General features: G+C 63.8%; 19 protein-coding genes. 9 read left to right on the top strand and 10 right to left on the bottom strand.

The window, feature by feature from the left end; genetic code table 11:
- The first annotated feature begins 89 nt into the window (after window positions 1–89).
- Entirely contained in the window at window positions 90–899 is an 810-nt protein-coding gene (locus tag NANH_RS0108370; RefSeq protein WP_027261625.1) for an IclR family transcriptional regulator, read from the top strand.
- A 181-nt stretch (window positions 900–1,080) separates the two neighbouring features.
- On the opposite strand, the gene NANH_RS0108365 is transcribed toward NANH_RS0108370, so the two are convergent.
- The 9 genes from NANH_RS0108365 to glmU all read right to left on the bottom strand — a co-directional run bounded on the left by NANH_RS0108365 (window position 1,081) and on the right by glmU (window position 10,063).
- Window positions 1,081–2,148: a glycosyltransferase family 4 protein gene (locus NANH_RS0108365; protein ID WP_027261624.1), complete on the bottom strand. Its 1,068-nt coding sequence runs from the start codon at window positions 2,146–2,148 to the stop codon at window positions 1,081–1,083.
- Window positions 2,141–3,448, bottom strand: coding sequence for a 3-deoxy-D-manno-octulosonic acid transferase (locus NANH_RS0108360; protein WP_027261623.1), 1,308 nt, complete (start codon window positions 3,446–3,448; stop codon window positions 2,141–2,143). The genes NANH_RS0108365 and NANH_RS0108360 overlap by 8 nt, the downstream gene beginning before the upstream one ends.
- Window positions 3,448–4,455, bottom strand: coding sequence for a GTP 3',8-cyclase MoaA (gene moaA / locus NANH_RS0108355; protein ID WP_027261622.1), 1,008 nt, complete (start codon window positions 4,453–4,455; stop codon window positions 3,448–3,450). The genes NANH_RS0108360 and moaA overlap by 1 nt, the downstream gene beginning before the upstream one ends.
- A 202-nt stretch (window positions 4,456–4,657) precedes the next feature.
- Complete coding sequence (locus tag NANH_RS0108350) at window positions 4,658–5,428, bottom strand: THxN family PEP-CTERM protein (RefSeq protein WP_027261621.1); 771 nt, start codon at window positions 5,426–5,428, stop codon at window positions 4,658–4,660.
- Between the two features lie 232 nt (window positions 5,429–5,660).
- Window positions 5,661–6,338: a DNA alkylation repair protein gene (locus NANH_RS0108345; protein ID WP_027261620.1), complete on the bottom strand. Its 678-nt coding sequence runs from the start codon at window positions 6,336–6,338 to the stop codon at window positions 5,661–5,663.
- A complete protein-coding gene (locus NANH_RS25785; protein ID WP_322786793.1) occupies window positions 6,335–6,721 on the bottom strand; it encodes a pyridoxamine 5'-phosphate oxidase family protein in 387 nt (128 codons plus the stop codon). Before NANH_RS25785 ends, NANH_RS0108345 begins: the two co-directional genes overlap by 4 nt.
- Entirely contained in the window at window positions 6,696–6,881 is a 186-nt protein-coding gene (locus NANH_RS29670; RefSeq protein ID WP_322786792.1) for a pyridoxamine 5'-phosphate oxidase family protein, read from the bottom strand. Before NANH_RS29670 ends, NANH_RS25785 begins: the two co-directional genes overlap by 26 nt.
- Window positions 6,882–6,884: 3 nt before the next feature.
- Window positions 6,885–8,708 carry a glutamine--fructose-6-phosphate transaminase (isomerizing) gene (glmS, locus tag NANH_RS0108335; RefSeq protein WP_027261619.1) on the bottom strand — a complete coding sequence of 608 codons (1,824 nt, stop codon included), beginning with the start codon at window positions 8,706–8,708 and terminating at the stop codon, window positions 6,885–6,887.
- Entirely contained in the window at window positions 8,708–10,063 is a 1,356-nt protein-coding gene (gene glmU, locus NANH_RS0108330; protein WP_027261618.1) for a bifunctional UDP-N-acetylglucosamine diphosphorylase/glucosamine-1-phosphate N-acetyltransferase GlmU, read from the bottom strand. Before glmU ends, glmS begins: the two co-directional genes overlap by 1 nt.
- A 127-nt stretch (window positions 10,064–10,190) precedes the next feature.
- Here glmU and NANH_RS0108325 point away from each other — a divergent pair, with 127 nt between their 5' ends.
- The 8 genes from NANH_RS0108325 to NANH_RS0108290 all read left to right on the top strand — a co-directional run bounded on the left by NANH_RS0108325 (window position 10,191) and on the right by NANH_RS0108290 (window position 19,279).
- Complete coding sequence (locus NANH_RS0108325) at window positions 10,191–10,853, top strand: HAD-IA family hydrolase (protein WP_027261617.1); 663 nt, start codon at window positions 10,191–10,193, stop codon at window positions 10,851–10,853.
- Between the two features lie 49 nt (window positions 10,854–10,902).
- Entirely contained in the window at window positions 10,903–12,096 is a 1,194-nt protein-coding gene (locus NANH_RS0108320; protein ID WP_027261616.1) for a DegT/DnrJ/EryC1/StrS family aminotransferase, read from the top strand.
- Between the two features lie 148 nt (window positions 12,097–12,244).
- Window positions 12,245–13,408, top strand: coding sequence for an isovaleryl-CoA dehydrogenase (locus NANH_RS0108315; protein WP_027261615.1), 1,164 nt, complete (start codon window positions 12,245–12,247; stop codon window positions 13,406–13,408).
- Between the two features lie 172 nt (window positions 13,409–13,580).
- Window positions 13,581–13,949 (top strand): hypothetical protein, encoded by a 369-nt coding sequence (locus NANH_RS0108310; protein ID WP_139236311.1) that lies wholly within the window; start codon window positions 13,581–13,583, stop codon window positions 13,947–13,949.
- 5 nt (window positions 13,950–13,954) lie between these two features.
- On the top strand, window positions 13,955–15,559 hold the full coding sequence (locus NANH_RS0108305; protein ID WP_027261613.1) for a carboxyl transferase domain-containing protein: 1,605 nt from the start codon (window positions 13,955–13,957) through the stop codon (window positions 15,557–15,559).
- A 77-nt stretch (window positions 15,560–15,636) separates the two neighbouring features.
- Window positions 15,637–17,574, top strand: coding sequence for an acetyl/propionyl/methylcrotonyl-CoA carboxylase subunit alpha (locus NANH_RS0108300; protein ID WP_027261612.1), 1,938 nt, complete (start codon window positions 15,637–15,639; stop codon window positions 17,572–17,574).
- 62 nt (window positions 17,575–17,636) lie between these two features.
- Entirely contained in the window at window positions 17,637–18,494 is an 858-nt protein-coding gene (locus tag NANH_RS0108295) for a hydroxymethylglutaryl-CoA lyase (protein ID WP_027261611.1), read from the top strand.
- Window positions 18,494–19,279 (top strand): crotonase/enoyl-CoA hydratase family protein, encoded by a 786-nt coding sequence (locus NANH_RS0108290; protein WP_027261610.1) that lies wholly within the window; start codon window positions 18,494–18,496, stop codon window positions 19,277–19,279. The genes NANH_RS0108295 and NANH_RS0108290 overlap by 1 nt, the downstream gene beginning before the upstream one ends.
- On the opposite strand, the gene NANH_RS0108285 is transcribed toward NANH_RS0108290, so the two are convergent.
- Entirely contained in the window at window positions 19,276–20,346 is a 1,071-nt protein-coding gene (locus NANH_RS0108285) for an NAD(P)H-dependent flavin oxidoreductase (protein ID WP_051372299.1), read from the bottom strand. The two genes, NANH_RS0108290 and NANH_RS0108285, sit on opposite strands and share 4 nt — an antisense overlap.
- Between the last annotated feature and the right edge of the window lie 60 nt (window positions 20,347–20,406).

Genomic DNA, 20,406 nt, shown 5'->3' with positions numbered 1-20,406 from the left:
GATCATTCCTTGTGTATTGACAGGCGATACAGATTGATTGCAGGTCAATCGTAGTTACCGCTCTCAGGATTCGTCAACAGGAGATTTCAATGGCCAGCATTCTTCGTGCCGATCCGCCAAGACCGCCCGATTTTCAGGCAGACGATGATCGTCTTTTTGTGCGAGCGGCAGGTCGTGCCATGCAGGTGCTCAGTGCCTTTCACCAGGCAAACGGCCCCCTCAGCCTGTCTGAGATCGCCAGGCGCGGGCAGATCAACCGTTCGGCTGCGCAGCGGCTGATCCACACGTTGCTCAGGCTCGGTTACGTCCGCCGCAGCGCGGATGATCGCGGTTATCTTCCCGGAATCCGGTTGCTCGATCATACGCTGGACGTGCTGCGGCTCGATCCCGTGATACAGCAAGCGACGCCGGTCCTGCTCGAGCTGCGCAAGACCATACCCGAGCGCGTCGACTTTAGCCTTTATGACGAGACGCGACTGATCTACGCCCTCCGGATGCAAAGCAAGCGCGAAACCTTCTATGCCAGCCTGGTCGGCCACAGTGTCCCGAGCTATTGCACTGCCGGCGGGCGCGCGGTTCTGTCGACCCTGCCCAAAGAAGAGGCGCGGGCCATCCTGGCGCGCTCTTCTCTAGATAAATACACCTCGCAAACCGAGACTGATCCCGACGCAATTCTGTCTCTGGTAGATCAGGCCGGCCGGGATGGATTTGCGGTCATTGTCAATGAATTTGCGCAAGGAGAAATCGCCATTGGCGTTGCGGTCACCGATCGCGACGGCTTGCCCCTGGGCGCGATCCATGTCGCGGGATCGCTGTCGGAATGGACGCGGGAGGATTTCGTGCGACAGGCGGCCCCGGTGGCGATCGAGGCCGCAGGAGCGATCAGCGGAAGCCTGTGATCGGGGGGCACCCAACACACCGCCGGGGCAGCGCCGAGCACGGCGAACCGACAGCGACGGCTCCGGTCGCCATGCGCGATCCCGATGGCGTCACCGGCGCGTCATCGGGACAGAGCAGGAAAAATCCAGATTCCGGCGCTCCAAGGTTGGAGAGCAGTGCAAATGTCGGGCAGACTCTACATCAGATTGAGGGACGACCAGGGGGCAGGTCGCTCCTCTGCCAGAGGTGTCGGTAGACGTCTTCGATGCCGGCGGCCTCGCTGGCGGCGCTGAAATCGGCGGAGGCGATGGTGCGGGCGGCTGCCGCCATCGTCGCGTGGCGCCCCGGGTCGGTCAGGATTGCGTGCGCGGCCCGGGCTGCATCGGCGGGTGCGTCTTGCTGCACGATGGTTCCGCTGCGTCCCTGCGCCGAGAAGGCGCGGTAATATCCCGCTTCGCTGCCGACAAAGGGCACACCGCTGGCCATGGCTTCGAGCGGCACCATGCCATAGCCTTCGTAGCGGGGCAGTTGCATCGCCAGCGACAGGCCGCGTATCAGGGCGGGCAGCTCGGCGGCGGGAACCTCGCCGGGAAAAAGGATGCGGTGTGTCAGCCCGGCCCGAGCGATCAGGTCCTGAAGGTCATGCTGGAACCCCTGATGTTCCCGCGCGGCCCGGCCCAGCACCAGGGCGGTTGCGCCGGGCAGATCCGGTAGCAGGCGCAGCATCGCCTGCACGAACAGATCGGTGCCTTTCTCCGGGCGGATCCGGCCCACGGTTGCGATGCCGATGTCGCCGCCATATCCCAGTGCGGCCCAGGCGACGGCGCGGTTGGGCGCCGGGGTGAAGAGGGCGGTATCGACGCCGTGGGGCACCACGGCGTGCACATGAGGCACGTGTTCGGCGGCCTTGTCGGTGGTGGCGATTACCGCATCCATTCGTGAAATCAACCAGCGCGGATAGGCCGAGTGCCGCCGTTGTGCGGCCGAGGTGAACACAACACGGATCGGCAGGCGCAGGACATCGCGGGCCCAGATGGCGGTGCGCATTTCCGGGTTTCGCCGGACGTGCCAGATGGCAAACGGAAGTTTGGCACTGCTGCGCGATTCCCGGCGGGCCTGCGCCACGGTGATCGGATCGGGACAGCCGGGCAGGGCGTGGCCCACCAGCCGCAGATCATGGTGCTGCATCTGCTGCCGGATCACGTTGGCGGCGGTGGCCGAAACCCCGGTGAAGCGCGGGTTGAAATTGGTGACGAACAGCTCAGCCATCCGGGGTCAGCCCGAGCCCGTCGCACAGGCTGTCGATCACCCCGTCCAGCTTGCTTTGCTGCTGACCGACAAAGGCGGTGGCGGCGGCGCAGGCGGCTTTCAGGTCGGCGGGGTCGCGCAGCAAGTGGTCGATGGCTGCGGCCAGTTCCGCCGCGTTGCGGATTTCGACCGCGCCGCCGCTGGCGATGAGCGGCGCGAAGGTTTCGGTGAAGTTGCTGACATGCGGGCCGGTCAGCACGGTGGCACCGGCCTGCGCGACCTCATAGGGATTGTGTCCGCCGATTGGCAATAGCGAGCCACCGAGAAAGACCAGTGGCGTCAGCGCATACCAGGTGCCGGTTTCGCCCAGTGTGTCGGCCAGGTAAACCTGGGCCTGCGGGGTGATGCGGTCCTGTGACGTGCGCCGCGCCATCGTCATTCCGGCCTGCGTGACCAGATCCGCCACCGCATCGCCGCGTTCCGGATGACGTGGCACCAGCAGCAGCAGCAGGTCAGGGCGATCGATCAACAGGCGCTTGTGGGCGTCCAGAACCACCTCTTCCTCGTCGGGATGTGTGGAGCTGGCGACCCAGACAGGGCGACCGTTCAGATCGGCGCGTAACCGGGTCAACGTGTCGACATCCACGGGCAGGGGGGCCGAAGTCGCCTTGAGATTGGTGCCGGTGCGCAGGCGGGCAGGGTCCGCACCAATGGTCAGCAGGCGGGCCGAGATCTCGTCGTTCTGGGTCAGCATCAGGTCGAACTGATCCAGTACATAGCGGGCGGTTTCGGGCGCTTTTTGCCAGCCGCGAACGGTTTTCGCTGACAGTCGCGCATTCAGAAGCGCCAGCGGAACGCCGCGCGCCTGACCCTCGGTCAGGGTCAGCGGCCAAAGTTCGCTTTCGACAAAAATTCCGGCATTCGGCCGCCAGTGATCGTAGAACCGTTTGACGGGACCGGGCGCATCCAGCGGGGCAAACTGGTGACGGGTGCGCGGTGGCATTCGTTTTGCAATCAGCGCCGCCGAGGTGGCTGTGCCGCTGGTGATCAGGAATTCGGCCTTGGGCAGGCGTTCGCCCATCCGGGCGATCAGGGTCAGCACCGAAAGGCTTTCGCCGACACTGGCGGCATGAAACCAGATCAGGTTCCCAACCGGGCGCGTTGCGCTGGCATTGCCCAGACGTTCATGCAGTCGGCGCGGCGACACCTGATGGCGGCGCAGTTTGCGGGCGACGACCTGATAGGCCAGTGGCGATATCAGGGTCGCCAGCCCGCGATAGAGGTGAAAAAGCGCCGTCGGTGCCGCGCCTGGCCGGATCATCACCCGCCCGTGTGGCTCATGTGGCGCGACATCTGACCGTCTGCGCGCTGGCGTGAATAGTCGAAATCATGGCCCTTGGGTTTGCGCGAAATCGCGTCCCGAATCGCGGTGCGCAGCGCGTCATCGCTGTCTGGGTGGGACCGCAAGGGCGCGCGCAGGTCGGCCATGTCCTCTTGTCCGAGGCACATGTACAACTCGCCGGTGCAGGTGAGGCGCACGCGGTTGCAGCTTTCGCAGAAATTATGGGTCAGCGGCGTGATAAAGCCGATTTTCTGTCCGGTTTCTTCCAGCCGCACATAACGCGCCGGCCCGCCGGTGCGTTCTGCCAGATCGGTGACGGTATAGGATCTGGCATATTCCGCGCGCACATCGTCGAGCGACCAATACTGGTCCAGGCGGTCCTCGTTGCCCAGATCGCCCATCGGCATGACCTCGATCCAGGTCAGATCCATGTCCCGTTCGGCGCACCACCGGGTGATGGAGGGCAGTTCGGGTTCGTTGAACCCCTTGAGCGCGACGGCGTTGATCTTGATCCGCAAACCGGCGCGTTGCGCGGCATCGATGCCGCGCAGCACCTGTGGCAGGCGTCCCCAGCGCGTGATGGCGGCGAATTTGTCCTGATCCAGCGTATCGAGCGATATATTCACTCGCCGTACCCCTGCGGCGTAGAGATCGTCGGCGAATCTTTCCAACTGGCTTCCATTGGTGGTCAGGGTCAGTTCGCGCAGCGCGCCGCTGTCCAGATGTCGCGACATGGTGTCAAAGAAGGTCATGATGCCCTTGCGCACCAAAGGCTCGCCACCGGTGATGCGCAGTTTTTCCACCCCCATGCCAATGAAGGTGCTGCACATGCGATCCAGTTCTTCGAGGGTCAGCAACTCTTTCTTGGGCAGAAAGGTCATGTTTTCCGACATGCAATACACACAGCGGAAATCGCACCGGTCGGTGACAGAGACGCGCAGATAGGTGATGGCGCGGGCAAAGGGATCAATCAGTGGGGCGGTCATGACCCATAGGTAAGGCGCGGCCGCCGTGGCAGCAAGAGGTCATGTGATGAATGTCGGGCAGGCCGGTGTGGAGTGCCCGATTGCGCCGGATCAATGGAATCGGCGCAATCGCAGGTATAACAAGCCGCCGCGCTGACATTGCCAGAGCAGCCGATGCTTGGCGCGGGCATCGCAGGAGGCGCGCCCACGGATCGATCCGGTATCAGGACGCCTTGCGACGACGACGGTAGGCACCCATGCCACCTAACAGGCCCAGTCCGCTCAGTGTCAGCATGATCGATGCCGGGACAGGAACCGGTGCGATATCGGCAACCTGAAAGGATGCGGCCAGAATGCGCCGGTTGACGCCGCCCTCAGGCGACAGGAAGGCGCTGTCAAACAGGCCGCCTTCGGCGTCGGCCCTCGATGCCGCGAAGCCCAGAATGTTGAGCGTGTACGTCTGATCGCCGATCTGGAAAACGTCGGTATCCTCAGTGCTGGTGATGACCACCTGATCGGCGCATCCATTCGCGTTCACACCCTGACCGTTTGCCCCGCCAAAGGCGCAGGTCCCGCTGTTGGGGGTTTCGGTGTGGGCGATCTGGAAATCGAAGATGCGTTCAACCGCCGTGCCGCCGTCGATCGATACGAGGCCACGAATCGCCATGTTCACACTGGTAATCGACGTGCCCTGGTTGATCGGCTTGTTGAAATGTCTGAAGGCGCCAATGGCGAACACGTCATTTTCGTTCTCCTGAAACGGAGTCACGCGATTCTCGTAGCTGTAGCCCGAGGTTTCGCTCATCAAGATCCCGTCTTGCCCCCAGCGGACTCTCGACTCGGCGGCAAAGGTGTCGGCGATCATGCGGACGTTTCCGCCCTGAGCGTCGTAGAACCGGCTTTCGAGAACTTCGAAGCTGAGGCTGGCGGCGGAGAGCGCTCCTGCGGCCAGGGTGAGCGCGGCAGACGCTCCTAATGTTCGTAACAGAGACATTCGTTACTCCTTTCAAGAAGACAAAGCGAGGCAGAAAAACCGCTACGCGACCCTCGCAGCCACGTTACGTCAACTTCTGAGATTTCATTGATGCGCCATAATACCCACGGCAAAATACTCGCAACAGAATTACTATACCTAAGGAAGTATACGCAAACTATGCATTCGCAACAAGTGCAAATTAAATTGTAGTTAATATTGATCCTTCGGGCCAATCAAAGCGCGTCCGACTCTATCGGTCGAGGTATTTGCCTGCTTCCTTGCGGGCAAAGGGTTTCATGTCGGCGCCGTGCGCGTCGAGAAAGCCCGTCACGCGCGCGGGATCGTGTTTGGACAGATCGCGCAACCACCAGGCAATGGCCTTTTGGATGAACCAATCGCGGTCGGGCACATAGCCGGCGGCCCAGCCCAGGATGCGGTCACGGCGGGCGAGATCTTCGGGTTTGGGGTGATTCTGCTTGGTCCACGGCAGGGTGATGACCAGCGCGGCGCGGCGGCTCCACATGTGCTCGGAGCGGGTCCAGGGTTCGACATCGTCCAGACGGGCCGGGTTGGCCAAAAGGCGTTTCTGACCGGCCATACAAGCATGATCGGCCAACGCCCAACTGTCGAAATCGGGCACCCAGCTCTGGATCAGCGCCCAGACCGCGTCGTCCGGGCGGATGCGGGCCTGGGTCAGCAGTTTGGTGGCCGCCAGTCGCGCCTCGTAGATATTGGTGTGCCACAGGCCGTCGGCCAGCTCGACCCGCTGCGGCACGTCCAATGTCTGCCGCCAGCCGCGGGTCAGAGTGTCGATGACCGGGTTGGAGACGCCGACATATGGGCGGTCGACCTTGTGGTATGCGGCCATGCCGCGTGCGCGCTCGGGGTCGGCATGGGCCTGGATCTGGGCCAGATATGGCGCGATCATGAGACGGGTACGCCGGTCGGTTTGCCGTCAATGGTCCGGGCGTTGCGGTCGCGCCAATAGGTACGGATATCGGTGTCGGACCGATCGGCGGTCCAGTGTTCCAGCGTGTCACGCTCGCCGCCGTACTTCATGAAGGGCACCGCATAGCCGCAAGAGGTCTGGACCATATCGACGGACAGATCGAAGATCTGCCGCGCACCGCGATGCGGCGGGAAGAGGGCGGCCAAATCGGTCCAGTCATCGTCGCCCGTATGGATCGTCCGGGCTTGGCCATAGGCGCGCAGGATCATCGGGCGTTTGGTGAAGGAACACCACATCAACGTGACGCGCGGCTGTTCCAGAAGATGCCCGGCGGTTTCATTGCCGCTGCCTGTGAGATTCATCCATGCAATTTTGATTCGGACCGAGAATCCGAAGCGAATCCATGCCTTTGGGCGAAACATTCACCCGGCCATCCGCCGCTGCGGTGGCGGTGAAGAAAATGTGCTGTTTGCTGATAAATCGCTGATGGGCAGCGTCCAACTGCGGAAATTGCCTGGCCATCGTTCACTCCACGGTCACGGATTTCGCCAGGTTGCGCGGCTGATCGACATCGGTGCCCTTGGCGACGGCGGTGTGATAGGCCAGCAGTTGGGCCGGCACCGCATACAGGATCGGGGTCAGGGAATTGTGGATGCGCGGCATCCGGATTGTCGACCAAACGCCGTCGCTGGCTTCGGCGATGCCTCGTTCGTCGGACACCAGGATCACCTTGCCCTTGCGCGCCATCACCTCTTGCATGTTGCTGACGGTCTTGTCGAACAGCGCGTCGCGCGGTGCCATGACCACCACTGGCATCTGCTGATCAATCAGCGCAATTGGGCCGTGTTTCAATTCTCCGGACGCATAGGCTTCGGCATGTATGTAACTGATTTCCTTCAGCTTAAGCGCCCCTTCCAGGGCCAGAGGATACATCAGGCCACGGCCCAGAAACAGCACGTCCCGTGCTTCGCTCAGGCGTTGTGCCGCCGACCGGATCGCGTCGTTCTGATCCAGCGCCACATTCAGAACCGACGGCAGGCCACGCAGGGCGGCGACGTGATCTGCCAGCGTCTCGGCGCTGAGGGTTCCCCGGTCGGTCGCCGCCTTGAGGGCCAGCATCAGCAGCACCGTCAACTGGCAGGTAAACGCTTTGGTCGAGGCGACACCGATCTCGACCCCGGCATGGATCGGCAGGGCCAGGTCGCTTTCGCGCGCGATCGAGCTTTCCGCGACGTTGACCACCGACACGATGCGGTCGGCCTTGCCGGAACAATAGCGCAGCGCGGCCAGCGTGTCGGCGGTTTCGCCAGACTGGCTGACGAACAGGGCGACCGTGCCGTCCGGGATCGGCGGCTCGCGATAGCGGAATTCACTGGCGACATCGACCTCGACCGGAATGCGGGCAAGCTGTTCGAACCAGTATTTCGCGGTCAGGCAGGCATAATAGGCGGTGCCGCAGGCCACCATGGTCAGGCGCTGCACGTTGCTGAAATCCAGGTCTGTGCCGGGCAGGTGCACCGCATCGTCGCCGCTGGGCAGATAGTGGCGGATCGCCTCGCCGATTACCTCGGGTTGTTCGGCGATTTCCTTGGCCATGAAATGCTTGTGCCCGGCCTTGTCGACGCGGGCCGTGTCCAGCTGGATAGTCCGGATCTCGCGTATGACAGGCTTGCCCTGCTCATCAAAGATGTCGACTCCGGCGCGGGTGACCACGGCGCGGTCGCCTTCTTCGAGATAGCTGATCCGGTCGGTCATCGGGGCCAGCGCAATGGCGTCGCTGCCTACATACATCTCGCCTTCACCGTGCCCGATGGCCAGCGGCGAACCCTTGCGGGCCGCGACGATCAGATCCTCGTGGCCGTCAAACAGAAAGGCCAGGGCAAAGGCACCCTGCAACCGGTCCAGAGTCTGGTTGGCCGCTACGACCGGGTCGGCCCCATTGCGCATGTGCAGTTCGGTCAGCAGGGCGACGGTTTCGGTGTCGGTATCGGTGGTGAACTCGACGCCCTGCTCGGCCAGGTCGGCGCGCAGCTCGCGATAGTTCTCGATGATGCCGTTATGTACAACGGCGACGCCGTCGGCGCGGTGCGGATGGGCGTTGTTGACGCTGGGCGCGCCATGGGTGGCCCAACGGGTGTGGCCAATGCCGGATTTGCCCGCCAGCGGCTGGTGCACCAAGAGGTCAGACAGATTGACCAGCTTGCCGACCGCGCGGCGGCGATCCAGTGCGCCGTTGTTCACCGTGGCGATCCCGGCGCTGTCATAGCCGCGATATTCCAGACGCTTCAAGGCTTCGACCAGCATCGGGGCGACTTCGTGGCTGCCCAGGACTCCTACGATACCGCACATTACGATGGCTCCTTGTCGCGCCGGGCCTTTTTCGCCCTGAGCATGTCGAACAGCTTGCGGGCGCGGCCCGGCTTGTTCTCTTGTTTCGCGCGGGCCATGGCCAGCGCGTCTTCTTCGACGTCGCGGGTGATTACCGAGCCGGTTGCGGTCATGGCGCCCGCACCGATTGTGACCGGGGCCACCAGCATTGTGTTGGAGCCGATGAACGCGTCCGCCCCGATGCTGGTGCGGTGTTTCATCACCCCGTCATAGTTGCAGGTGATGGTTCCCGCGCCGATATTGGCGCGCGGCCCGACGCTGGCGTCTCCGACATAGGACAGGTGGTTGACCTTGGCCCCTTCGGCAATCTGGGTATTCTTGATTTCAACGAAATTGCCCACTTTGGCGTGTTCGGCCAACTCGGCTCCGGGGCGCAGGCGGGCATAGGGGCCAACCACCGCGCCGCGGCTGACGTGGCAGCCTTCGAGATGCGAAAACGCACGGATGGTGGCACCGGATTCGACGGTGACGCCGGGGCCGAACACCACGTTCGGCTCAATGACGCTGTCGCGTCCGATCACCGTGTCCAGCGCCAGATAAACCGTGTCCGGTGCCATCAGGGTGATGCCGTTGGCCAGCAGATCGGCGCGGGCGCGGGTCTGAAACACGCCATCCGCCGCCGCCAGTTCGGCACGCGAATTGATGCCCATGGTTTCGGCTTCGTCGCAGGTCACGGCGGTGGCGGACAGCCCCCGTGCGCGGGCCAGCGCAACGATGTCGGTGAGATAGAACTCGCCCGCCGCGTTGTCATTTCCCACCGCGGCGATCAAGTCGAACAAGGTGGCGGCATCGCAGGCGAGCAGACCGCTGTTGCACAGGGTGATGGCGCGTTCGGTCTCGCTCGCGTCCTTGAATTCGACGATGCGTTCCAGCGTTTCGCCCGCCATCATCAGCCGCCCGTACCGGCCCGGATCGGCAGCCTCGAACCCCAGGATCACCAGATCATGCTGACGGCGTGCGCCGATCATTTTCTCCAGCGTTTCGGGTTGGATGAACGGTGTGTCGCCGTACAATACCACAACGTCGCCGGAAAACCCCTTGAGCGCCGCGCGCGCCTGGGCGACCGCATGGGCCGTGCCCAGCTGTTCGGTCTGCAGCACGATCCGGGCGGTATCGTCTTGGGCAAGTGCCACGTCAGTCACGGCATCGGCGCCGTGCCCGGCCACGATCACCACCCGTTCGGGGTCAAGCGCCGCTCCGCCGCGCATCGCATGCACCAGCATCGGCACCTGCGCGATCGGGTGCAATACCTTGGGCAGGTCCGACTCCATTCGGGTGCCTTTGCCAGCCGCCAGGATGACCAGTGCAATACTCATATGATTTCTCTTTGTGTTTTCACTGCGCCCGTTTTATCCGCTGGGGGCCGCATGGCAAGCGTTGCGGCGATCAAACAAGGTTGCGGGTTGCAACATGGGCGGGCAGAGCGCCGCTGGAAAGGGTGACATGCGCACGGTGATTTTTGATCTGGACGGCACGTTGGCGGATACATCCGGCGATTTGATCGCAGCGGCCAATACCTGTTTTCGCCAGATGGGCCTGGGCGATGTGCTGGTGCCGCAGTCGGATGCGGGGATTGCGCTGCGCGGTGGCAAGACGATGCTGCGGCGTGGGCTTGAGCGGCATGCGCGCTTTGATGCGGACGTGGTCGAGCGGTATTATCCGGTCCTGCTGGAGGCCTATGCCGGTGCCATCGACGTCCATACGGTGCTGTATCCGGGGGCGATGCAAGCGGTGCGGGCGCTGCGGGACGCCGGGTATGGCGTCGGTATCTGTACCAACAAGCCCGAGGCGCTGGCGGAATTGCTGCTGACGCGGTTGGGGGTGCGCGAGCAGTTTGCCTCGATGGTGGGGGCAGATACGTTGCCGGTGCGCAAGCCCGATCCGGAGCCGCTGCGCGAAGCGGCGCGCCGCGCCGGGGGCGATCCCGCGCACTGTGTTTTGATCGGGGATTCCGACACGGACCGCAACACTGCGGCAGCCGCCGGGGTGCCCTCGGTTCTGGTCACGTTCGGCCCGTCGGGCGCGGATATGGCGGCGCTCAAGCCCGAGGCGTTGTTGCATCATTTTGACGATTTGCCCGCGATTGTTTCCGAACTGATCGGTTGACGCCAGGGGGCGGGCTTGACCGTCGCCCGGGAGCACAGCACAAAAGGGCATGCAAGAAAGATTCACCGGCAGTTTCACCCAGCAAGAACCGATCCCCGAGGCGGGGATCGAGGCGGCGGTGCGGGTGCTGCGCCATGGCCGGTTGCACCGGTATAATCTGGCGGGCGAAGAAATCGGCGAGACGGCGCTGCTGGAGCAGGAGTTCGCGGCGTTTACGGGAGCCCGGTATTGCCTCGCGGTGGCCTCGGGCGGCTATGCGATGGCGACGGCCCTGCGCGCGGTGGGGGTGGTGCCCGGCGATCGGGTGCTGACCAATGCCTTTACACTGGCGCCGGTGCCGGGGGCCATTGCCGCGGTGGGCGCGCTGCCTGTGTTTGTCGGTGTGACAGAGGCGCTGACCATCGATCTGGACGATCTTGCCCGGCAAGCGGGAGACGCAGACGTTCTGTTGCTTAGCCACATGCGCGGGCATATTTGCGACATGGACCGGCTGATGGCGATCTGCAATGCCGCCGGGGTACGGGTGATCGAGGATTGCGCCCATACGATGGGTGCCCATTGGGGTAACGTGGCCTCGGGGCGGCATGGGGTGGTCGGCTGTTATTCCTGCCAGACTTACAAGCATGTCAATTCCGGCGAAGGCGGATTGCTGATCACCGACGATGCCGTGGTCGCGGCGCGGGCGGTCATGCTGTCGGGAAGCTATATGCTGTATGAACGCCACATCGCCGCGCCGGAGGCCGAGGTTTTCGAGCGGGTGAAATACGACACGCCGAACATATCGGGGCGGATGGATAATTTGCGCGCAGCGATCCTGCGTCCGCAACTGGCGGCTCTTCCTCGGCAGGTGGAACGCTGGAACGAACGTTACGGCGCGCTTGAGCGCGGCCTGCGCGGCACGCCGGGGTTGTCGGTGATCGAGCGTCCGGAAAACGAAGCCTTCGTGGGCTCGTCGATCCAGTTCCTGTTGCTGGATTGGGAGGCCGCTGCGGTGGGCGAGGTGTTGCGCCGATGCGCGGCGCGCGGAGTTGAATTGAAGTGGTTCGGAGGGGTCGAGCCGGTCGGTTTCACGTCGCGCTATGACAGCTGGCGCTATGCCGATGCGCCGGCGATGCCGCAAACCGACCGCATTCTGGCCAGTATCGTCGATATGCGGGTTCCTCTGACGTTTTCGCCACGGGATTGCGCGCTGATTGCACGCATCATCCGCGCCGAGGTCGGGGCGGTCCATCAGGCGGTGTGACCCAAAGGCGCGCACCTGCGGTGCGCATTCCATCATTTTTTGTCCGCGCCGCCGCAATCGGGGGTGAGCATGATGACGATTGACCGACTCGGAAACCGCTGTTAAGAGTTTATTGAACGACCGTTCATTAATCTGGAGGAGACCGGCGATGTTCAATGCCACAATGCAGTTTGATCTGGGCGAAGATGTAAATGCGCTGCGCGAAATGGTGCATCGTTGGGCGCAGGAGCGGGTCAAACCGATTGCGGCGGATGTGGATCGCAACAACGAATTTCCGGCGCATCTCTGGACCGAAATGGGCGATCTGGGCCTGCTGGGCATCACGGTGCCGGAAGAGTTCGGTGGGGCGGGCATGTCGTATCTGGCGCATGTCATCGCGGTCGAGGAAATTGCGCGGGCCAGTGCAAGTGTGTCGCTGTCTTATGGTGCGCATTCCAACCTGTGCGTGAACCAGATCAAGCTGAACGGTACGGATGAGCAGAGGCGCAAATACCTGCCGGGGCTGGTTTCGGGCAAGAATGTGGGCGCCCTCGCCATGTCCGAAGCCGGAGCCGGGTCAGACGTGGTCAACATGAAACTGCGCGCGGAAAAGCGCAACGACCACTTTCGGCTGAACGGCAACAAGTACTGGATTACCAACGGACCGGATGCTGACACGTTGGTGGTCTATGCCAAGACCGACCCCGAGGCGGGCAGCAAGGGCATCACGGCCTTTCTGATTGAAAAGAGTTTCAAGGGATTTTCCACCGGCCCGCATTTCGACAAGCTGGGTATGCGCGGGTCAAACACCGCCGAGCTGATCTTTGAGGATTGCGAGGTTCCGTTTGAAAACGTGCTGGGCGAAGAGGGCCGGGGCGTGCGCGTTCTGATGTCGGGACTGGATTACGAACGGGTGGTGCTGGCCGGGATCGGCACCGGTATCATGGCGGCCTGCCTGGACGAAATCATGCCGTATATGGCCGAGCGCAAGCAATTCGGAAAACCCATTGGCAGTTTTCAGCTGATGCAGGGCAAGATGGCCGACATGTACACGGCGATGAACAGCGCTCGGGCCTATATCTATGAAGTGGCCAAGGCCTGTGACCGGGGCGACGTGACCCGCCAGGACGCGGCGGCCTGTTGTCTTTATGCCAGTGAACAGGCCATGGTGCAGGCACATCAGGCGGTGCAGGCGATGGGCGGTGCGGGTTATCTGAGCGACAACGCGGTCGGACGCATATTCCGCGATGCCAAGCTGATGGAGATCGGCGCTGGAACCAGCGAGATCCGGCGGATGCTGGTGGGGCGCGAGATGCTCGGGACCATGGGGTGATTCTGTCCCACGGTATTTGGCGCGACCGGCGCGGCGGTGCATTGCGTGCTGTCGGTCTGTGCGCGTTGATCATCAACGCCTCCGCCGGACTTGCTGACGATAGAATCTACAATGTCAGAGACTATTTGGACAGCTGTACGTCTTTGGTGCCAACGTGGAGGCGGTGATCGTAATGGACGCATTATGCATTTCCAACGCTGTGCGGTTTTGTGGCTTGGCAAATGGGCCAGAGCAGACTGAAAGCTGTTTGGTCGCGGCCACAGACTGGATGCAAACCTCGGTTTCAGAGGGGCCGAGCGGTTTGACGACGGCGCGCGCGGGGCAATCCATGCCCTCCAACACGCCGGAATTGAAAGAACTGGGCGTGGCGGCACCGATCGCCGAAATGTTCGACATTCCTGACTGCGAAAAGTTCGGCTCAAGCGACGTATCGGCTAACGCAATTTGTACATACGGTGCCGCATTAAGGGGCTGGCTCGTGTTTCGTGTTTTGGAACGCGGCGAGGCGACGGATCCTACCAATTTAAAAATGGAGAAGTGAGCGCAATGAAGCTTCAATCCCAGGCCCTTCCGTCCTCGGACGGGTTCAAGGCCAATCGCGCAGCGCACCTGGAGGCGCTGGAAACCATCCGCGTTGCAGCGGAAACCGCCCGACTGGGTGGGGGCGAGAAATCCCGCGCCCGGCACGAAAGCCGGGGCAAGATGTTGCCGCGCCGACGGGTGGCAAACCTGCTGGACGCGGGCAGTCCGTTTCTGGAAATCGGCGCGACAGCGGCCCATGGCATGTACGGCGATGCCGCCCCGGCGGCGGGCGTGATCGCCGGCATCGGACGGGTCCATGGCCAGGAGGTCATGGTCGTTTGCAACGACGCCACGGTCAAGGGCGGCACCTATTACCCGATGACGGTCAAGAAACACCTGCGTGCGCAGGAGATCGCCGAGGAATGCTGTCTGCCCTGCATATATCTGGTGGACAGCGGCGGGGCCAACCTGCCCAATCAGGACGAGGTTTTCCCGGATCGCGACCATTTTGGGCGCATTTTTTATAATCAGGCGCGGATGTCGGCCAAGGGCATTCCTCAGATTGCTGTGGTCATGGGGTCCTGTACCGCCGGCGGGGCGTATGTCCCGGCGATGTCGGATGTCACCATCATCGTGCGGGACCAGGGCACAATCTTTCTGGCCGGCCCCCCGTTGGTCAAGGCCGCCACGGGCGAGGAGGTCACGGCCGAGGATCTGGGCGGTGGCGATGTGCATACGCGGCTGTCTGGCGTGGCGGACTACCTGGCCGAAGATGACGCCCACGCGCTGGCCCTGGCGCGCCGGGCGGTGGTCTCGCTGAACCGGGCCAGGCCCGCAACGGTGCAGTGGGAAACCGCCGAAGACCCCGCCTATGATCCCGAAGAAATCCTAGGCGTGGTGCCCGGCGATCTGCGCAAGCCTTACGATATCCGCGAGGTGGTCGCGCGGTTGGTGGACGGCAGCCGGTTCGACGAATTCAAACCGCGCTTTGGCGAAACGCTGGTCACCGGCTTTGCCCATGTGCGCGGCTGCCCGGTTGGCATCGTCGCCAACAATGGCGTGCTGTTTTCCGAAGCGGCCCAGAAGGGCGCGCATTTTGTCGAACTGTGTAGCCAGCGCAAGACACCGCTGCTGTTTCTGCAAAACATCACCGGCTTTATGGTCGGGCGCAAATATGAAAACGAAGGCATTGCGCGCCACGGTGCCAAGATGGTGACGGCGGTGGCCAGCACCAATGTGCCCAAGATCACCATGCTGGTCGGCGGCTCGTTTGGAGCGGGCAACTACGGCATGGCCGGGCGCGCCTATCAGCCACGCTTTTTGTGGACCTGGCCCAACTCGCGGATCAGCGTGATGGGGGGTGAACAGGCCGCCGGGGTTCTGGCCACGGTGAAACGCGACGCAATCGAACGCGGCGGCGGCAGTTGGTCGGCCGAGCAGGAAACTGAGTTCAAGCGCCCGACCATCGATATGTTCGAACGGCAGTCGCACCCGCTCTATGCCAGCGCGCGGCTCTGGGATGATGGCATCATCGATCCGCGCAAATCGCGCGAGGTTCTGGCTCTCAGCCTCTCCGCCGCACTGAATGCGCCCATCGACGAGACACGTTTCGGCGTGTTCCGGATGTAGGTCTTCCTCTTGCTGAAAATATCCCGGGGGTCCGGGGGCTGGCCCCCGGCGATCCGCACTGCCAAAGGAGCAGAGTGATGTTTGACACGATCCTGATTGCCAACCGGGGCGAAATCGCCTGTCGGGTGATTGAAACAGCGCAAGCCTTGGGCGTGCGCTGCGTTGCGGTTTATTCCGATGCGGATGCGGGCGCGAAACACGTTCAGATGGCCGATCTCGCGGTGCATATCGGTGGCTCCGCGCCCGCCGACAGCTATCTGTGTGGCGATGTGATCATCGAGGCGGCCCTGGACACCGGGGCACAGGCGATCCACCCGGGCTATGGGTTTCTATCGGAAAACCCCGATTTCGTCGATCTGGTACAGGACGCCGGGCTGACCTTTATCGGGCCATCGGGGGATGCGATCCGGGCCATGGGCCTGAAAGATGCCGCCAAAAAACTGATGGAAGAGGCCGGTGTTCCGGTTGTACCAGGCTATCACGGTGAAAATCAGGACGATGCATTCCTGGCCGAAGCCGCCGACGCAATCGGCTATCCCGTCCTGATCAAAGCGGTCGCGGGCGGTGGCGGCAAGGGAATGAGGATGGTTGAGAAACCCGCCGATTTCGCCGCCGCGCTGATCAGCGCGCGCAGCGAAGCCAAAACCGCGTTTGGCAACGATGCGGTTCTGGTCGAAAAATACGTGAGCAAACCGCGCCATATCGAGGTGCAGGTCTTTGGCGACGGCACCCGTGCTGTGCATCTGTTCGAGCGCGATTGCTCGTTGCAGCGCCGCCACCAGAAGGTGATCGAAGAGGCGCCGGCCCCCGGTATGACCGACGAGATGCGTCTTGCGATGGGAATGGCCGGGGTGCGCGCCGCCGAGGCGATCGGCTATTCCGGTGCCGGTACGGTGGAATTCATCGTCGACGCCAGCGAAGGGCTGCGCCCGGACCGGTTCTGGTTCATGGAAATGAACACCCGCCTGCAGGTCGAACACCCTGTGTCCGAAGCCATCACCGGCGTTGATCTGGTCGAATGGCAGTTGCGCGTGGCGGCTGGCGAATCGCTGCCGCGCCAGCAGCACGAAATGCGCATAAATGGCCATGCATTCGAAGCGCGGCTGTATGCCGAGGATGTGCCCAAAGGATTTTTGCCCGCCACCGGCACGCTGACGCATCTGATTTTCCCGGCCGGTTGCCGGGCCGACAGCGGTGTACGGGCGGGCGATGTGATCTCGCCCTGGTATGACCCGATGATCGCCAAAGTCATTGTACACGGCCCGACCCGGGCGGTGGCGCTGGCGCGGCTGAACCGGGCACTGGCGGGAACGCAGGTTGGCGGCACCGTGACCAATCTGGCGTTTCTGGGCGCGTTGGCCGCCCATGCCGGTTTCGCCGCCGGCGACGTGGACACGGGCCTGATCGGGCGCGATCTGGACCGCCTGGTCCAACCCATTGTGCCCGAGCCACGGCATTGGGTGGCCGCAGGGATGGCAGCACTTGGGGTGATGGAGGGGGACTGGTACACGGGCTTTACCCTGTGGGAGCCGCTGGCCCGCACCGTGACGCTGTCCTGGCAGGGCGAGGCGTCCGATTTGGTCATGCGCGCCGAAGGGCCGGACCGGCAGCACTGGAGCGTCGGGGAAGAAACGGTGCTGGCCCAACGCATCGGCACCCAGTGGGAGGTCGGTGAAACCGCTCTGGGCGACATTGCCATTGCGGGCGACACGGTTACGGTGTTCGATGCCTTTGGGCTGGCCTTCCGGGTTATAGACCCGCTGGACCGGGCCGCCGGGGCCACCGGTGACGGCAACCTGATCGAAGCGCCGATGCCCGGGCTGGTCAAGTCGGTCGATGCCGTGGTTGGCCAGACGGTGATACAGGGCGACCGCCTGGCGGTGCTTGAGGCGATGAAGATGGAACACGCCCTGCTGGCGGCGCGCGACGGGGTGGTGGCCGAGGTTCTGACCGAGGCCGGGGCCCAGGTCGAGGCCGGTGCTGCGTTGGTGCGGCTGGAACCGGAAGAAGGTTGATCGCAGGGGCGCGCGCCCCTGAAGATGGTAGTTTGAACTGAACAAGGCAGGGATGGGGCGATATGAACGAACGGGTCGAGATTTTTGAGGTCGGGCCGCGGGATGGCTTGCAGAACGAGAACCGCGAGATCCCGGTGGCCGAGAAGATCGCATTGGTCGATTGCCTTGGCCGGGCCGGGTTTTCGCGTATCGAGGTGGCCAGTTTCGTTTCGCCGAAATGGGTGCCGCAGATGGCCGGCAGCGCCGAGGTGCTGGCCGGGATCACCCGCGTACCGGGCGTGCGCTATGCGGCGTTGACACCGAATATGCGCGGATATGATGACGCGCGCCTTGCCGGGGCGGACGAGATCGCGGTCTTTGCCTCGGCCAGCGAGGGGTTTTCCAAGGCCAATGTGAACGCCACGATCGCCGAATGCATCGAGCGGTTCAAGCCGATCCTGCGGGCGGCGCGCCATATCGATCTGCCGGTGCGCGGCTATATCTCTTGTGTGACCGATTGCCCGTTTGACGGGCCCACGGCACCGGAAAAGGTGGCGGAGCTGGCCGATACCCTTTTTGCACAGGGCTGCTACGAAATTTCGCTGGGCGACACCATCGGACAGGCGACCCCGGACAGTATCGTGAAAATGCTGATGGCAGTGCGCGACGTGGTGCCGGTGGGGCGGTTGGCGGGACACTTTCACGATACCGCGGGCCGGGCGATTGCCAATATCGACGCGTCGCTGTCGCTGGGCGTACGGGTGTTCGACGCCGCTGTCGGCGGTCTGGGGGGCTGTCCCTACGCGCCGGGGGCCAGCGGCAATGTCGCGACCGAAGCGGTGGCGGAACACCTGCAACGGCTGGGTTATGAAACCGGGTTGGACATGGCCGTTCTGCACGAGGCTGCGGCAATGGCACGGGCGATGCGCGAGGGGGCGTGATGTATCAGACGATTTCTGTCGAAACCGACCCGCGCGGCGTGGCGCGGCTGACCCTGATCCGGGTCGGTAAACACAACGCCATGTCCGCCGAAATGATCGCTGAACTGACGGATGCGGCGGCGCAACTGGGCGCGGATGATGCGGTGCGGGTTGTGGTTCTGGCCGCTGAGGGCAAGTCGTTCTGCGCCGGGGGCGATCTGGGCTGGATGCGGGCGCAGATGGCCGCAGATGGCGAGACCCGGTATCGCGAGGCGCGCAAGCTGGCCGAGATGCTGGGCGCGCTCAACACCCTGCCCAAGCCGGTGATCGGCGCGGTGCAGGGCAATGCCTTTGGCGGAGGGCTGGGCCTGATCAGCGTGTGTGATGTGGCCGTGGGGGCGGATCATGTAAAGATGGGGCTGACCGAGACCCGTCTGGGCCTGATTCCGGCTACCATCGGCCCCTATGTGGTCGCGCGCATGGGCGAGGCGCGGGCGCGTCGGGTGTTCATGTCGGCGCGGTTGTTCGATGCCGCCGAGGCGATCGATCTGGGCCTGTTGGCCCGCATCGTACCTGCCGCCGATCTGGAAGTGGCGGTCGAGCGCGAGGTCGTACCCTATCTGTCCTGCGCGCCGGGCGCTGTCGCTTCGGCCAAGCAATTGGTGCGGGATCTGGCTCCGACGGTGGACGAGGCCGCGATTGACATGACCATTCGGGCTTTGGTGGACCGTTGGGAAACCGCCGAGGCGGACGAGGGCATCGGTGCGTTTTTTGAAAAGCGCAAGGCGGCGTGGATGCCGGCCTAAGAGCGGGTCTCCAGCAACTTACAGCTTTGTTGCCACAGGCGCGTGACGATGTGCTGCGCGGGTTCAGCGGCGGCAAGCCGGGCAGACTGGCCGGCCCAGGCCTGCATCGCGTCGATATTGTCGGCCTTGGCGGCTGCGGCGCGCATCGGCCCGGTCAAGGCACGCTGCACCGGATAGGGTGCCGGTGCGGGCGCATCCGGTGCGCTGGCATAGGCGGTACGGATCGCGCGGCCCAATCGTCCGGAAAACGCGGCGGTGGCGATGGTGTCTTCGGGGGCGGCGCGACCGATTGCGTCGGACCACGCCGGGTTCAACGCCGCTTCGGGCGCGCGCAGGAAGCCGGTGCCGATCTGCACCGCCGATGCCCCCAGCAGCAAGGCGGCGGCGATGCCGCGGGCATCGGCAATGCCGCCGGTCGCCACCACCGGCAGATCCACCGCGTCCACCACCGCAGGCAGCAGGGAAAACAGCCCCACCAGTGAGGTTGCAGCATCCGGAGCGTGAAACGCGCCGCGGTGCCCGCCGGCCTCCATGCCCTGGGCCACGATGATATCCGCGCCTGCGTCCCGGGCTGCGCGGGCCTCGGCGACGGTGGTCACGGTTGCCATCCAGGTGATGCCGCGCGCTTTCATCTCGGCCACCATGTCGGGTGGATACACCCCCATGATGGACGAAACGGCGGCCGGTCCGGCCTCCAGCATGGCCTGGTATTGGGCCGCGAACTCATGCAGCGGTGCGTCGGCGGCATCGGGCGGCACCTCAGGACCCCACCGCGACAGAAAGGCGCGCCACGCCGCCTCGTGGGCGGAATCACGTTTCGGCTCCGGATCCGGGATCCAGAGGTTCATCTGAAACGCCCCGTTTGAAGCGGCGCGCATCTGCCCGGCCCAGTCCTTGATCTGCTCGGGGCTCATCAACAACGCGCCGCACGCTCCCATGCCGCCGCCTGCTGCCACCGCAGCGGAGAGCGGCACCGGGCAAGCCCCGGCCATCGGAGCCAGCAGAATCGGTGCGGAAATCCCCAGAGAACTGGCAAACTCTGTGGCGCGGGTCAGGGCAGAGTGCATTTTGGCGTCCTGTGCGAGTGAGGGTGCAGCGCCCACATGGGGGCACGGGACTGCCCAGGC

The organism is Sedimentitalea nanhaiensis DSM 24252 (genome assembly GCF_000473225.1).
In the GTDB taxonomy this organism is placed as follows: Bacteria; Pseudomonadota; Alphaproteobacteria; order Rhodobacterales; family Rhodobacteraceae; genus Sedimentitalea; species Sedimentitalea nanhaiensis.
Note: the sequence above shows the minus strand (reverse complement) of the source record. Positions and strands in the feature narration are given on the sequence as shown.

What these genes read in the sequence shown, in the direction of transcription:
- NANH_RS0108370 (WP_027261625.1), top strand. Translation starts at nt 90, where the DNA reads ATGGCCAGCATTCTTCGTGCCGATCCGCCAAGACCGCCCGATTTTCAG.
- NANH_RS0108365 (WP_027261624.1), bottom strand. Translation starts at nt 2,148, where the DNA reads ATGGCTGAGCTGTTCGTCACCAATTTCAACCCGCGCTTCACCGGGGTT.
- NANH_RS0108360 (WP_027261623.1), bottom strand. Translation starts at nt 3,448, where the DNA reads ATGATCCGGCCAGGCGCGGCACCGACGGCGCTTTTTCACCTCTATCGC.
- moaA (WP_027261622.1), bottom strand. Translation starts at nt 4,455, where the DNA reads ATGACCGCCCCACTGATTGATCCCTTTGCCCGCGCCATCACCTATCTG.
- NANH_RS0108350 (WP_027261621.1), bottom strand. Translation starts at nt 5,428, where the DNA reads ATGTCTCTGTTACGAACATTAGGAGCGTCTGCCGCGCTCACCCTGGCC.
- NANH_RS0108345 (WP_027261620.1), bottom strand. Translation starts at nt 6,338, where the DNA reads ATGATCGCGCCATATCTGGCCCAGATCCAGGCCCATGCCGACCCCGAG.
- NANH_RS25785 (WP_322786793.1), bottom strand. Translation starts at nt 6,721, where the DNA reads ATGAATCTCACAGGCAGCGGCAATGAAACCGCCGGGCATCTTCTGGAA.
- NANH_RS29670 (WP_322786792.1), bottom strand. Translation starts at nt 6,881, where the DNA reads ATGGCCAGGCAATTTCCGCAGTTGGACGCTGCCCATCAGCGATTTATC.
- glmS (WP_027261619.1), bottom strand. Translation starts at nt 8,708, where the DNA reads ATGTGCGGTATCGTAGGAGTCCTGGGCAGCCACGAAGTCGCCCCGATG.
- glmU (WP_027261618.1), bottom strand. Translation starts at nt 10,063, where the DNA reads ATGAGTATTGCACTGGTCATCCTGGCGGCTGGCAAAGGCACCCGAATG.
- NANH_RS0108325 (WP_027261617.1), top strand. Translation starts at nt 10,191, where the DNA reads ATGCGCACGGTGATTTTTGATCTGGACGGCACGTTGGCGGATACATCC.
- NANH_RS0108320 (WP_027261616.1), top strand. Translation starts at nt 10,903, where the DNA reads ATGCAAGAAAGATTCACCGGCAGTTTCACCCAGCAAGAACCGATCCCC.
- NANH_RS0108315 (WP_027261615.1), top strand. Translation starts at nt 12,245, where the DNA reads ATGTTCAATGCCACAATGCAGTTTGATCTGGGCGAAGATGTAAATGCG.
- NANH_RS0108310 (WP_139236311.1), top strand. Translation starts at nt 13,581, where the DNA reads ATGGACGCATTATGCATTTCCAACGCTGTGCGGTTTTGTGGCTTGGCA.
- NANH_RS0108305 (WP_027261613.1), top strand. Translation starts at nt 13,955, where the DNA reads ATGAAGCTTCAATCCCAGGCCCTTCCGTCCTCGGACGGGTTCAAGGCC.
- NANH_RS0108300 (WP_027261612.1), top strand. Translation starts at nt 15,637, where the DNA reads ATGTTTGACACGATCCTGATTGCCAACCGGGGCGAAATCGCCTGTCGG.
- NANH_RS0108295 (WP_027261611.1), top strand. Translation starts at nt 17,637, where the DNA reads ATGAACGAACGGGTCGAGATTTTTGAGGTCGGGCCGCGGGATGGCTTG.
- NANH_RS0108290 (WP_027261610.1), top strand. Translation starts at nt 18,494, where the DNA reads ATGTATCAGACGATTTCTGTCGAAACCGACCCGCGCGGCGTGGCGCGG.
- NANH_RS0108285 (WP_051372299.1), bottom strand. Translation starts at nt 20,346, where the DNA reads ATGCACTCTGCCCTGACCCGCGCCACAGAGTTTGCCAGTTCTCTGGGG.